This window comes from Ochrobactrum soli (assembly GCF_003664555.1).
In the GTDB taxonomy this organism is placed as follows: Bacteria; Pseudomonadota; Alphaproteobacteria; order Rhizobiales; family Rhizobiaceae; genus Brucella; species Brucella teleogrylli.
Window position 1 is genome coordinate 1 of sequence record NZ_RCHH01000008.1, and the last position, 12,638, is coordinate 12,638.

A 12,638-nucleotide genomic window follows, 5' to 3' on the forward strand; every position below is an offset into this window, starting at 1 on the left:
CAAAGTCAACCACTTTCACCAGAACTCAAGGACGAAGCAACCTGCCGCTAGCAGCGTCGCCGCCCTCGTTGTGGCGCTATATAGGCCCCGCACACCAAAACTGTCAACACGGCTTTCGATAAAAATGCGATTTTCTTTTCCACAGGGAGAAAGACCGAAATTTACTCCTTATTCAACAATTTGAACAGGCGATTCTGATGCGGAAGCCCACCCCATTCGCTCCGCGACATCATCCGCGAGCGCCCGCATCCGTTTGCCAATCTCCTCAATCACTTCAGGACGGGCCTCTGCGGCCATCATCGAAAGAGCAATTCCCGCGCTCGGTCGGTTTGGCTGTTCGTAGATTGCCGCGCCGATGCAGAACATGCCTTCGCGCAACTGGCCGTCATCAAGGGAATAGCCCTTCTCTCTTATGCCGGACATCTCGCCTTCGAGCGCCTTCAGCGAAGCGACGCTCGCTGGTGTAGCGAGTTCCGGCCAATGTTCGGGAAGATGACGTGCGCGCTCGTCATTCGGCATTGCCGCGAGCATGGCCTTGCCCGTTGCCGTAAAGACTGCGGGGACGCGCATGCCGATGCGGAACGTTATCCCAAGCGGCGCGGACGAATTGCGGCAGGACAGATAAATGACATCCGGTCCCTCCAGATGAGAAAGCGTCAGCGTGTAGGCGCCAAGCCCCTCTGCCTGCGCCACCGCCTCATGAAACACCTCGACAATATCGCTGCCCGCCAGAAAGATATTGGCCCAGCGCACCGATTGTGGCCCCATGGAAAAGCTGCCGTCACTATTGAACTTCAGAAGCTTCAGATAAACCAGCGTCTGGCAAAGCCCGTGCACGCTGCTTTTGGGCAGCCCGGCCTGACGCGCAATATCGGATAGTTTCAGTGCCCCGCCCATGCCGTCGCCGGCCTTGGCGATAAGATCCAGTATCTGTGCCGCGCGCATGACCGCCGGAACCAGTTTGAGGGAACCTGCCTCTTCGGTCATCGTTTCATTCCTATGCTGACACGCCATCTGCCCGACAGATCATCGGCTGCCCGATTGACTTTGGCTGCCATGATCTGTTTAATTCAATATATCGAAGACTGTTCAATATACTGAACAGACAATCCATGCAAGACTGGGACGGAACATCAGACATGATCACCTTGAAAGACCCTTCGCTGCTTCAATCGAAATGCCTGGTCGACGGTCGCTGGATCGACGCGGCTGACGGCAAGACCATCAATGTAACCAACCCGGCTGATGGCTCTGTGGTCGGCACGGTTCCGTCGCTGTCGGTAGACACGATCAAGGAAGTCATCGACGCCTCCGCCAAGGCGCTTCCCGCCTGGGCCGCGAAAACTGCCAAGGAACGCGCGGGCATCATGCGCAAATGGTTCGACCTCATTGTCTCCAATGCCGATGACATTGCGCTGATCATGACATCGGAACAGGGAAAGCCTTTGGCCGAAGCGCGCGGTGAAGTGCTTTATGCCGCGTCTTTCATTGAATGGTTTGCAGAAGAAGCAAAGCGCGTCTATGGCGACACCATCCCTGCCCCGCAGGCCGGACAGCGCCTGACGGTGATCCGCCAGCCGGTTGGCGTCACCGCCGCAATCACGCCGTGGAACTTCCCCGCCGCCATGATCACCCGCAAGGCTGCACCGGCACTCGCGGCTGGCTGCACGATGATCGTGCGTCCTGCCGATCTGACCCCGCTGACGGCTCTGGCGCTTGGCGTGCTGGCTGAAAAGGCTGGCATCCCTGCCGGTGTCTTGCAGATCGTGACCGGCAAGGCACGCGAAATCGGCGCTGAACTCACCAGCAATGATACTGTGCGCAAGCTCTCCTTCACCGGCTCCACGGAAGTGGGCCGCCTGTTGATGGCCCAGTGCGCACCAACGATCAAAAGAGTGTCGCTGGAACTCGGCGGCAATGCGCCGTTCATCGTCTTTGACGACGCCGATCTCGACGCCGCTGTCGAAGGCGCGATGATTTCCAAATATCGCAATGCCGGTCAGACCTGCGTTTGCGCCAACCGCATTTATGTTCAGCGCGGCGTTTACGACAAATTTGCTGAAAAGCTCGCGGAGAAGGTCAAGGCGCTGAAGGTCGGCAACGGCACCGAACCGGGTGTGGTCATCGGCCCGATGATCGAGGAAAAGGCGATCACCAAGGTCAAGGCGCATATTGAAGACGCGGTTTCGAAGGGTGCAAAGCTCATCACCGGCGGCAAGGAACTGGGCGGCCTGTTCTTCGAACCGGCTGTTCTCACCGGCGTGACATCGGACATGGCCGTTGCGCAGGAGGAAACTTTCGGCCCGCTCGCGCCGCTCTTTGCCTTCGACACGGAAGAGGAAGTGCTGGCCATGGCCAACGACACGATCTTCGGTCTCGCCGCTTACTTCTATACGGAGAACTTCAGCCGTGCGATCCGCGTCAGCGAAGGGCTCGAATACGGCATGGTCGGCCACAATACCGGTCTGATCTCCAATGAAGTCGCGCCGTTCGGCGGCGTCAAGCAGTCCGGCCTCGGTCGCGAAGGCTCCAAATACGGCATCGAGGAATATCTCGAAACCAAATATATCTGCAGCGCCTATAAGCGCTGATTGATATAAGCCAATGAAGAGACGGTGCGGATTGTTCGCGCCGTCTTTTTTATTTATAGACGGTGCAACCGCAACGACGGCTATCCGCCGCACATTATCCGGACAATCCATGCTGCGCCGCCTTTACGACTGGACTATTTCGCTTGCCGCAAGAAAATCAGCCGAATGGTGGCTGGCGATCATTGCTTTCGTGGAGAGTTCGGTTTTCCTTGTCCCGGCAGACGTTCTGTTTCTGCCGATGGCGCTGGCCCGTCCGGAACGCGCCTGGCGCTACGCCTTCATCGCAACCGTTGCATCGGTGCTGGGCGGCATCGCGGGCTGGTATCTCGGCTATCATGCCTATGAACAGATCGCCAAGCCGGTGCTGGAAATGTATGGCAAGCTGGACACGTTCGAGCAATTGCGCGGCACAACCAGCGCCGACACCATTTTGCTGATGCTGATCACATCGGGCCTCGCCCATCTCCCGCCGATCAAGGTTGTGACAATCCTGTCGGGAGCGGCTGGCGTCAATATCTGGCTGTTCATCGCATCGGCCATTGTTGCGCGCGGCGCGCGCTTCTATTTCCTGGCCTGGCTGCTGCGCCGTTATGGCGAGCCGATCCGCCATTTTATCGAAAAGCGCCTTGGCCTGATCGCCAGCGCCGTGGCGGTCTTGCTGATCGCCCTGTTTTTTGCTGTGAAATATCTTCACGCCTGAGCCGGCTGCCTCACGCCGGTCAAAATAAATTGCTTGGAAACAAGTCTCTATCTTAGTTTAGCTGCACATAAAGAGCCGCGTCAGGAATTTTCATATGGCATTTGCACTCAATAACCCGGTTGGCAAAACACAGGCATGGACCGCAGGCATCATGACCTTCGGACTGGCCGCAACTGTCGGCACCGCGCTCGGTTTCGAGCATATTGCCGGTTTCATGCCGTGCAAACTCTGCCTTGAACAGCGCACGCCTTATTATATCGGCGTTCCGGTTCTGGCTGCGGCCTGGCTTTCCTACGGCTTGAAATGGCCGCCGATTCTGACACGCGGCCTCATCCTGATCGGCGCGCTTTTGATGACCTATGGTCTGGCGCTGGCGGTCTATCATACGGGTGTTGAGCTGAAGTATTGGCCGGGCCCGGCCGATTGCAGCGCGGCGACGATGAAAGTCACGCTGGACGCGGGCAACCTTCTGGGCGATCTCAATACGCGCCCGCCCGCATGCGACAGCGCACCCGGCTTTTTCCTTGGTCTGTCCTTTGCCGGATGGAATATCGTCGCAAGCCTGTTCTTTGCAGCCATCGGCTACTACGGCGCTTTTGCGAAGAGTGGCAAGTAAGGGAAGATTCTGAGGGGCTTAGGTCTTCTTTTTTCGCATGATGTTGTCGCAGGATTGCTACGCAGTTTTGCGCAACATGCGTCAAGGCTCCAGTTCGACATCCCAATACAGAAAATCCAGCCAGCTATCATGCAGATGGTTGGGCGGGAAAAGACGACCGTTATTGTGCAGATCCTGCACGGTCGGCATGACCGGCTTCTGGCGCGGCCACATATGCGCAGCCGCAGGCATGAGACCGCCCTTGCGCAGATTGCATGGTGAACAGGCGGCGACCACATTTTCCCACGTCGTCTCGCCGCCATGGCAACGCGGGGTGACGTGATCGAAGGTCAGATCATGCGGCGAGCCGCAATACTGGCACTCGAAACGATCACGCAGGAAAAGATTGAAGCGCGTAAACGCCGGATAGCGCGGCGGCTTCACATAATCCTTCAGGCAGATCACGCTCGGAACACGCATGGAGAAAGACGGCGAGGAAACGATCTGGTCGTATTCCGCGACGATATTCACGCGTTCGAGAAAGACCGCCTTGATCGCATCCTGCCATGACCAGAGCGACAAGGGGTAATAGCTGAGCGGACGATAATCCGCGTTGAGGACCAGAGCGGGCAAGCCACTCGTCGAGACGGTCCGGGGTGAGACTGCAATGGTCAAGGACGCACCTCCTTCAGAGCAACTCCGAGAAAGGGCGAAACGACGACTTTCCCAGCGGAATTGCGCTCTTCATCGGAGCGCCGCGCGTCCATTGTGGGCGCAACAACGACGCTCCAACCTCGTGAGGACGGGACTGCAATCAGCAGAAAATCAAGCTTCTGCGAATCGAAATACCGTCATCAGCTGATGGCGATAATGTAAGCCTGACGTGACAGGATTGTGAAGCGGAAACGCATTTGTGCCACCGGAAACACGCAACATTTACAGATGCATCTACAAAAGTGGGGCCGCCTCGCGGCCCTTGATTGCCGCGTAATAGGCCCAGAATAATCGCGCCGCCACGCCGCGCCACGGCGCCCAGTCTTCCGCAAGCTTGCGCAGCGCCACAGCATCCGGGCGCGTTTCATGGGCAAAGGCATGACCGACGGCAGCTTGCAGCGCCACGTCACCCGCCGGAAACACGTCCGGGTGACCGGCGGCAAACAGCAGATAGACTTCCGCCGTCCACGGCCCGATGCCCTTGATAGCGGTGAGCGCAGCTATCGCCTCCTCCGCAGGCAGATCGCAAAGCCCGTGCAGATCGATCCCGTCATCCACCAGCGCCTGCGATACAGCCAGAAGCGTCCTCTGCTTGGGCCGAGACAGCCCGGCAAAGCGCCACGCCTCTTCGCCGCCAGCAATATAGGCCTGCGGCGTCAGCGGATCGATCACCTGTTTCAACCGCCCCCAGATGGCCGCAGCGCTTGCAGTTGAAACCTGCTGTGCCACGATGATGGAAGCCAGACTTTCGAACCCTGGCGGTGAGCGACGCAGCGGAACCGCATGGGCGCGGCTGCGAATATCGGCCAGGCGCATATCGGCCAAAACCAGCGCTTCAAGGCCAGCCTCTATATCCTCCAATGTATCGATGCGCTGCATGCTGTGGCCTTTCATTTCAATCGCCGACAAAGTACCAATGTGCTCAGATGACAATCAACTGACATGATCATGACCAGACCCGTCTTTCGCTTTGCCCCCAGCCCCAATGGCCAATTGCACCTCGGCCATGCCTATTCAGCTCTTCTCAACGCACGCATGGCGAACGAAAGCGACGGTCGTTTTCTATTACGCATGGAAGACATCGACACGGCGCGCTGCACGCCTGCGCTGGAACAGGGCATTTACGACGACCTGCACTGGCTCGGCCTGTCATGGGAAAAGCCTGTACGCCGCCAGTCGGAGCATTTTGGCGAGTATCGCAATGCGCTGACAAAGCTTGCCGACAAGGGACTTGTCTATCCGGCCTTTCTCAGCCGTGGCGAAGTGCGCGAGCGGATTGGCGAAGCCCACGCCAGGGGCAAGGTCTGGCCGTCGGACCCGGACGGCACGCCGCTTTATCCAAAGGGCGAACGCAACCTCAATGAAGCGCACCGGCTGGAACGGATCGTATCCGGCGTCCCCTATGCCTGGCGTCTCGACATGGAAAAGGCGCTGGCCACCGTGGGTGAAACGTTGTTCTGGGAAGAAAACGGCGCCGGACCGGATGGCGAGACCGGGCGCATTGCCGCCGATCCCGCCCGATGGGGTGATGTGATCATCGCACGCAAGGACACGCCGACCAGCTATCATCTTTCTGTGGTGGTGGACGACGCCCTGCAAGGCGTCACCCATGTCGTGCGTGGCCGCGATCTCTTCCACGCGACCGCTGTACACCGCCTCCTGCAAAAGCTTCTCGGTCTGCCGGAGCCGCATTATCACCATCATGACCTCGTGCTGGGCGACGATGGGCTGAAACTGTCGAAAAGCCGCAAGGATACCGCTCTTGCATCGCTGCGTGAACAGGGATGGACGCCGGACCAAATAAGACACACCTTAAAATTGTGATTTATTTTCTCCCCAGCGTCACAGATGATGTGCCGCCGCGTCGATTGACGAAAGCGCGCCAAAGCGGTTCAAAGGCAGCATGGTAGCTGACGCCTGAAAAGCGCTGGCGGTAGTTGTATTTATTCTGAAGGAGGCCAAGCCATGAGCAATTACGTCGAAATTGAAGGTTTGCGTGTTGCCCCTGAACTCGTGGAGTTTCTGGCCAAGGAGGCCGCGCCCGGCACCGGCGTAGACCCGGACAAGTTCTGGAAAGGTTTTGCCGCAATCGTTCGCGATCTTGCCCCGAAGAACCGCGCGCTTTTGAAAAAGCGTGACGACATGCAGGCGAAGATCGACAGCTGGTACAAGGAAAACCGCGACAAAGGCTATAGCCAGGCGGAATACCAGCAGTTCCTGAAGGACATCGGCTATCTCCTGCCGGAAGGCGGGGAGTTCACCGTTTCGACCGCCAATGTCGATCCGGAAATCACCCATATTGCCGGTCCGCAGCTTGTCGTCCCGGTCATGAACGCCCGCTACGCCCTCAACGCTGCCAATGCGCGTTGGGGTTCGCTTTATGATGCGCTTTACGGCACCGACGCGATTTCCGATGCCGATGGCGCGGAAAAGGGCAAGGGCTACAATCCGAAGCGCGGCGAGAAAGTCATCGCCTGGGCGAAGAATTTCCTCGATGAAAGCGCGCCGCTCGCCTCCGGCAAATGGGCCGACGTCGCTGGCCTTGCCGTCAAGGATGGCAAGCTCGACATCAAGCTGACGAACGGTTCCGCAACGGTTCTGAAAGATGCCAGCCAGTTCAAGGGCTATAATGGCGACGCCGCCAACCCGACCAATGTGCTGCTGGCCAAGAACAACATGCATGTCGATATCGTCGTCAATGCCGACCATCCGATCGGCAAGACCGATCCGGCGCATATTGCAGACATGGTTCTGGAATCGGCCATCAGCACGATTCAGGATTGCGAAGATTCGATTGCCGCCGTCGATGCCGAGGACAAGGTTGCGGTCTATCGCAACTGGCTCGGCCTGATGAACGGCAAGCTGGAAGACACGTTCGAAAAGAACGGCAAGCAGATGACGCGCCGTCTCAATGGCGACCGCAGCTATCGCGCCGCCGATGGCTCCGACCTGACGCTCAAGGGCCGCTCGCTGATGCTGGTTCGCAATGTCGGGCACCTGATGACCAATCCGGCCATTCTCGACACTGACGGCAATGAAGTGCCGGAAGGCATCATGGATGCCGCCTTTACCAGCCTGATCGCCTTGCACGATATCGGCCCGAATGGCCGTCACATGAACTCACGCGAAGGCTCGGTCTATATCGTCAAGCCGAAGATGCATGGCCCGGAAGAAGTGGCTTTCGCCAATGAAATCTTCACCCGGACGGAAGAACTGCTCGGCATGCAGCCCAACACGCTCAAAATGGGCGTAATGGACGAGGAACGCCGCACGACGATCAACCTCAAGGAATCCATTCGCGCCGCCAAGGATCGCGTCGTGTTCATCAATACCGGCTTCCTCGACCGCACCGGCGACGAGATTCATACCTCGATGGAAGCTGGCCCGATGATCCGCAAGGGCGACATGAAGCAGGCCGCCTGGATCGGTGCCTATGAGCAGTGGAATGTCGATATCGGTCTCGAATGCGGCCTTTCCGGCCACGCGCAGATCGGCAAGGGCATGTGGGCCATGCCCGACCTGATGGCGGCAATGCTGGAGCAGAAGATCGCTCATCCGAAGGCTGGCGCGAACACCGCATGGGTGCCGTCACCGACCGCTGCCACGCTGCATGCCACCCACTATCACCAAGTGGACGTTGCGGCCGTTCAGGCAAAGCTCAAGAACCGCCCGCGCGCCAAGCTCGACGACATTCTGTCGGTGCCGGTCGCCAGCCGTCCGAATTGGACGCCGGAAGATATCCAAAAGGAAATCGACAACAACGCGCAAGGGATTCTCGGCTATGTCGTGCGCTGGGTCGATCAGGGCGTCGGCTGCTCGAAGGTGCCGGACATCAACAATGTCGGCCTGATGGAAGACCGTGCGACACTGCGCATTTCCGCCCAGCACATTGCGAACTGGCTCTACCATGGCGTTGTCACGGAAGCGCAGGTCATGGAAACCATGAAGCGCATGGCCGCTGTCGTCGACAAACAGAATGAAGGCGATGCGCTGTATCGCCCGATGGCTGCCAATTTCGACAAGTCCATCGCCTTCCAGGCCGCCTGCGATCTCGTCTTCAAAGGCCGCGAACAGCCGAACGGCTATACCGAGCCGGTCCTGCATCGCCGCCGCTTGGAACTGAAGGCGCAAGGCTGATTCCAATATTCTTGAAAACATACCTTTCACATTCTGAAACTGTGAAAGGTATGTTCCGCGAGAGGACGCCTAATACCACAAATCGACAAGCACTGATTCTGAATCAGATTTATAATTCAAGAAAAATAAGACATATGGATCATCTTCTTTTGAGCTTGTGAAAATTGAAATTACAGTATTTAGCTTGATCTGCATTACTAAATCATCATTGGAAATTAATAAATTAAATACGCCTCCATATTTTCCGAACGCAACGTACCTAACCTTATCATCTATTTCAGACGCGACACCGTAATACTCAAGTGAAGAAATTTGTATTTTATAATTAGATCTTGGAATAAAGTCATGGCCTTTATAGACATCTATACTTTCACGTAAACTCATATTAATTTCCTTATATTATCATCGATAAAAATATCATTAACAATTTTAAAATTATATCAAAAATATTTTAAATTAAACTGACATTGATATCAGTCGCAGCGTAGTGCATTCGAAAGCGAAAACAGCAGCTCTCTTTCCGCACTATGGCTACCTTAAATATCGCTCGTTAACGCCAAAATCGCTTGACTCCATTATAATAGATATTATTTCTAACATAGTGGAAAACGCTATCGAACAGCTCGACAACGCCATTGGTGAGAACCTGCGCCGCCTGCGTCTGGCGCAAGGCATGACGCTGGATGCGTTGGGCGATGTTTCCGGTGTCAGCCGCGCCATGATCTCGCGGATCGAGCGCGGCGAGACAAGTCCGACGGCCCAGCTTCTGGCGCGCATTTGCGCCGCCCTTGGCACGTCGCTATCAGCATTTTTTGGCGATGCGGAAGCTCCGCCCTCGCCCTACCTCCCCCATGATCGCCAGCCGGTCTGGCGAGATCCGGACACCGGCTATGTGCGCCGGTCGGTCTCCCCGCCCGGCACCGGTTCGAATGTCGATCTGATCGAGGTCGAGTTTCCGGCGGGCGGCAAGGTCACTTTCGCACCCCAGACCGCCAATGCCGGTATCACCCAGCATATGTGGCTCTTTGCCGGTGCCATGGAAATGACCGTCGGCGACACGCATTATAGCCTCAAGCCCGGCGACTGCCTTTATATGCCGATCATGGCGGGCATCACTTTTCACAATCCCGGTTCGACCCCTGCACGCTATGCCATTGTGCTCGAACGCCGCAGCAACCTCTGAAAGACCGTCCGATGATCCACGTTCTCAATGCAGAAGAAGCGAAACGAGCCATTCCGGCGCTCGCCGAAATTCTTGCCGACTGCGTCATGGGTGGCGCATCGGTCGGGTTCATGGCACCCTGTGAGCCGCAGGATTTTACGCCTTACTGGACCCGCATCGCCCGCGAGACGGAGAACGACGAGACGCTGCTTATCGTCGCTGAGCATGACGGCGCGATCGTCGGCACGGTGCAGCTTGGTCTCTCCCAAATGCCCAATCAGCCGCATCGCGCCGATCTGAAAAAGCTGCTGATCCACCGCAAGGCGCGCGGCCTCGGCCTTGCCCGCAAGCTGATGGCCGCGGCGGAAGCCCAAGCCCGCATGCATGGCAAAACGCTGATCTGTCTCGACACCGCCACCGGTAGCCCCGCCGAAGCGATCTATACGCATCTGAATTGGCAGCCTGTCGGCGTGATCCCGAATTACGCGCTCTTTCCCGATGGCAGCCCCTGCGCCACCACGCTCTTTTACAAAGGCATCTGAAATGACCCTCTCCATCCGCCATGCGACGGAAGCAGATCTTCCCGCGCTGCTCGCCATCTATAATGATGCGGTCGACAACACGCTTGCCATCTGGAATGAAACGCTCGTCGATCTGGGAAACCGGCGCCAATGGCTGGAAGGCCGCAATCGCGACGGCTTCCCGGTGCTGGTGGCCGAGCGCGAAGGCCAGGTTGTCGGCTATGCGAGCTATGGTCCTTTCCGGCCCTTCGAAGGCTTCCGCCATTCCTCCGAACTGTCGGTCTATGTGGCAAGCGATGCGCGCGGCGGCGGCATCGGTCGCGCCTTGCTGGCCGAACTGGTGGAAGAAGCGCGCCGCCGCAAGGTGCATGTGCTGGTGGCTGGTATCGAGGCGGGCAATGCCGCGTCCATCGCGCTGCATAAATCGCAGGGCTTTGAAGATTGTGGCACCTTGAAACAAGTCGGCCAGAAATTCGGACGCTGGCTCGATCTGACCTTCATGCAGAAGATTCTCTGATCTATTCAATAGTGCCCAATAGAAAACGCAGCGGGTTATTGCCCTGCTGCGTTCTTTTTGTTTATACACGTGTATTCGCAAGGACCCGGTGAAAGCCCGGGTGGCTCTTCTGGCCGCCTATCCGCCAGACAACGCAACAACATCTCCCATTTTTACAATCGGCCATGTTGAATCGGACGGCTCTCAACGCCCGTCTTCTATTTGCGGAAAATTCAATGACACGTCTTGCTGCCTACCGCCGCGAGTGGTTCTCCAATATTCGCGGCGATATTCTCTCCGGCATCGTCGTAGCACTTGCCCTTATTCCCGAAGCCATCGGCTTTTCGGTCATCGCCGGGGTCGATCCCAAAGTGGGCCTTTTTGCTTCCTTCGCCATTGCCTGCGTCTCCGCCTTTACCGGCGGTCGCCCCGGCATGATTTCCGCCGCCACGGCTGCAACCGCCGTGGTGATGGTCTCGCTCGTCAAGGAACACGGGCTGCAATATCTGTTTGCCGCCACAATCCTGATGGGCATAATACAAATCCTTGCCGGTTTCCTGAAGCTCGGACGCCTGATGCGCTTTGTATCGCGCTCGGTCATCACCGGCTTCGTCAATGCGCTGGCGATCCTCATTTTCATGGCACAACTACCAGAGCTGATCCATGTGCCAGTCCAGACCTATTGGATGATCGCGGGCGGCCTCGCCATCATCTATCTGTTCCCGCGACTGACCAAGGCGATCCCCTCGCCGCTGGTCGCCATTGCGGTTCTCACCGCACTGGCCTGGTGGAGCGGGATGGATCTTCGCACCGTGGGCGATCTCGGCGAATTGCCATCCGCATTGCCGGTCTTCGCATTGCCGCAAGTGCCGGTAACGCTCGAAACCTTGCAGATCATCCTGCCTTATTCAATCACGCTCGCGGCGGTCGGGCTGCTCGAATCGCTGATGACCGCCCAGATTGTTGACGACATGACCGACACGCCCAGCAACAAAAGCCAGGAATGTATCGGTCAGGGCACGAGCAATATCGCCTCGGCGCTGATCGGCGGCATGGGCGGCTGCGCCATGATCGGACAATCGGTGATCAATGTGTCGTCCGGCGGACGCGGCAGGCTTTCGACCTTCGTGGCGGGCGCCTTCCTGCTGTTCCTGATTCTGGTGCTCGACGATCTTGTGCGCATCATTCCGATGGCGGCACTAGTGGCGGTGATGATCATGGTATCCATCGGCACATTCTCGTGGCGGTCTATCCTCGATCTGCGTCGTAACCCGCCATCCTCGTCCTTCGTCATGCTGGCAACGGTGGTCACCGTCGTCTCAACGCATGATCTGGCCAAAGGCGTTCTGGTCGGCGTTCTGCTTTCCGGCGTGTTCTTTGCGGGCAAGGTCGCCAAGATGTTCCGCGTCTCCGAGGCCGAAAACAGCGACGGTAGCGAACGCATCTATACTGTTCAGGGCCAGATTTTCTTCGCTTCGGCGCAGAATTTTATCGCCGCGTTTGATTTCGCCAAGCCGGCGAAAAAGATCACCATCAATGTCAGCCACGCGCATCTGTGGGACATCACCGCAGTCGGCGCACTCGACAAGGTGGTGATGAAATATCGTACCGGCGGCACCGAGGTGTCGGTGATCGGTTTCAACGAAGCCAGCGCCGACATGATCGACCGCTTCGCCGTTCACGACAAGAACTTGAGCACTGCCAAACTGGCGGCGCATTAAA

13 protein-coding genes and 1 other annotated feature are annotated in these 12,638 nt (G+C 57.5%); of the genes, 9 read left to right on the forward strand and 4 right to left on the reverse strand.

The features are described 5' to 3' along the window. Positions 1 to 168 precede the first annotated feature (168 nt). Positions 169 to 987: an IclR family transcriptional regulator gene (locus tag D8666_RS14650; RefSeq protein ID WP_121538506.1), complete on the reverse strand. Its 819-nt coding sequence runs from the start codon at positions 985 to 987 to the stop codon at positions 169 to 171. Between the two features lie 152 nt (positions 988 to 1,139). On the opposite strand from D8666_RS14650, the gene D8666_RS14655 reads away from it, so the two are divergent. From D8666_RS14655 to D8666_RS14665, 3 genes are all read left to right on the forward strand, one after another. Further along, positions 1,140 to 2,591 (forward strand): NAD-dependent succinate-semialdehyde dehydrogenase, encoded by a 1,452-nt coding sequence (locus tag D8666_RS14655; RefSeq protein WP_121538508.1) that lies wholly within the window; start codon positions 1,140 to 1,142, stop codon positions 2,589 to 2,591. Between the two features lie 109 nt (positions 2,592 to 2,700). Then, the gene (locus D8666_RS14660) at positions 2,701 to 3,291 is read left to right on the forward strand and encodes a YqaA family protein (RefSeq protein WP_109369705.1); all 591 of its coding nucleotides are present in this window, start codon (positions 2,701 to 2,703) and stop codon (positions 3,289 to 3,291) included. A gap of 94 nt (positions 3,292 to 3,385) precedes the next feature. Then, the gene (locus tag D8666_RS14665; RefSeq protein WP_109369706.1) at positions 3,386 to 3,907 is read left to right on the forward strand and encodes a disulfide bond formation protein B; all 522 of its coding nucleotides are present in this window, start codon (positions 3,386 to 3,388) and stop codon (positions 3,905 to 3,907) included. Positions 3,908 to 3,988: 81 nt separating this feature from the next. Here the strand turns inward: D8666_RS14665 and D8666_RS14670 are convergent, their stop codons facing one another. Both D8666_RS14670 and D8666_RS14675 read right to left on the reverse strand, forming a co-directional pair. After that, complete coding sequence (locus D8666_RS14670; protein WP_078339434.1) at positions 3,989 to 4,561, reverse strand: HNH endonuclease; 573 nt, start codon at positions 4,559 to 4,561, stop codon at positions 3,989 to 3,991. A gap of 273 nt (positions 4,562 to 4,834) precedes the next feature. Continuing rightward, entirely contained in the window at positions 4,835 to 5,479 is a 645-nt protein-coding gene (locus D8666_RS14675; RefSeq protein ID WP_109370304.1) for a DNA-3-methyladenine glycosylase family protein, read from the reverse strand. Positions 5,480 to 5,548: 69 nt separating this feature from the next. Here D8666_RS14675 and gluQRS point away from each other — a divergent pair, with 69 nt between their 5' ends. Together gluQRS and D8666_RS14685 are read left to right on the forward strand one after the other, a co-directional pair. Continuing rightward, a complete protein-coding gene (gene gluQRS / locus D8666_RS14680; RefSeq protein WP_121538707.1) occupies positions 5,549 to 6,424 on the forward strand; it encodes a tRNA glutamyl-Q(34) synthetase GluQRS in 876 nt (291 codons plus the stop codon). A 141-nt stretch (positions 6,425 to 6,565) separates the two neighbouring features. Further along, positions 6,566 to 8,737, forward strand: a complete 2,172-nt coding sequence (locus tag D8666_RS14685; RefSeq protein WP_121538510.1) for a malate synthase G — start codon at positions 6,566 to 6,568, stop codon at positions 8,735 to 8,737. Positions 8,738 to 8,806: 69 nt separating this feature from the next. On the opposite strand, the gene D8666_RS14690 is transcribed toward D8666_RS14685, so the two are convergent. After that, the gene (locus tag D8666_RS14690; protein ID WP_121538512.1) at positions 8,807 to 9,121 is read right to left on the reverse strand and encodes a hypothetical protein; all 315 of its coding nucleotides are present in this window, start codon (positions 9,119 to 9,121) and stop codon (positions 8,807 to 8,809) included. A 217-nt stretch (positions 9,122 to 9,338) separates the two neighbouring features. On the opposite strand from D8666_RS14690, the gene D8666_RS14695 reads away from it, so the two are divergent. The 4 genes from D8666_RS14695 to D8666_RS14710 all read left to right on the forward strand — a co-directional run bounded on the left by D8666_RS14695 (position 9,339) and on the right by D8666_RS14710 (position 12,637). Then, positions 9,339 to 9,920 carry a helix-turn-helix domain-containing protein gene (locus tag D8666_RS14695; protein WP_121538514.1) on the forward strand — a complete coding sequence of 194 codons (582 nt, stop codon included), beginning with the start codon at positions 9,339 to 9,341 and terminating at the stop codon, positions 9,918 to 9,920. Between the two features lie 11 nt (positions 9,921 to 9,931). Next, positions 9,932 to 10,441, forward strand: coding sequence for a GNAT family N-acetyltransferase (locus tag D8666_RS14700; protein WP_121538516.1), 510 nt, complete (start codon positions 9,932 to 9,934; stop codon positions 10,439 to 10,441). A gap of 1 nt (position 10,442) precedes the next feature. Then, on the forward strand, positions 10,443 to 10,937 hold the full coding sequence (locus tag D8666_RS14705; protein ID WP_121538518.1) for a GNAT family N-acetyltransferase: 495 nt from the start codon (positions 10,443 to 10,445) through the stop codon (positions 10,935 to 10,937). A gap of 78 nt (positions 10,938 to 11,015) precedes the next feature. Further along, positions 11,016 to 11,071, forward strand: a sequence feature (sul1 is cis-regulatory element that is thought to sense ions involved in sulfur or methionine metabolism; They are found in Alphaproteobacteria). A gap of 81 nt (positions 11,072 to 11,152) precedes the next feature. After that, complete coding sequence (locus D8666_RS14710; RefSeq protein ID WP_121538520.1) at positions 11,153 to 12,637, forward strand: SulP family inorganic anion transporter; 1,485 nt, start codon at positions 11,153 to 11,155, stop codon at positions 12,635 to 12,637. Position 12,638 lies beyond the last annotated feature (1 nt).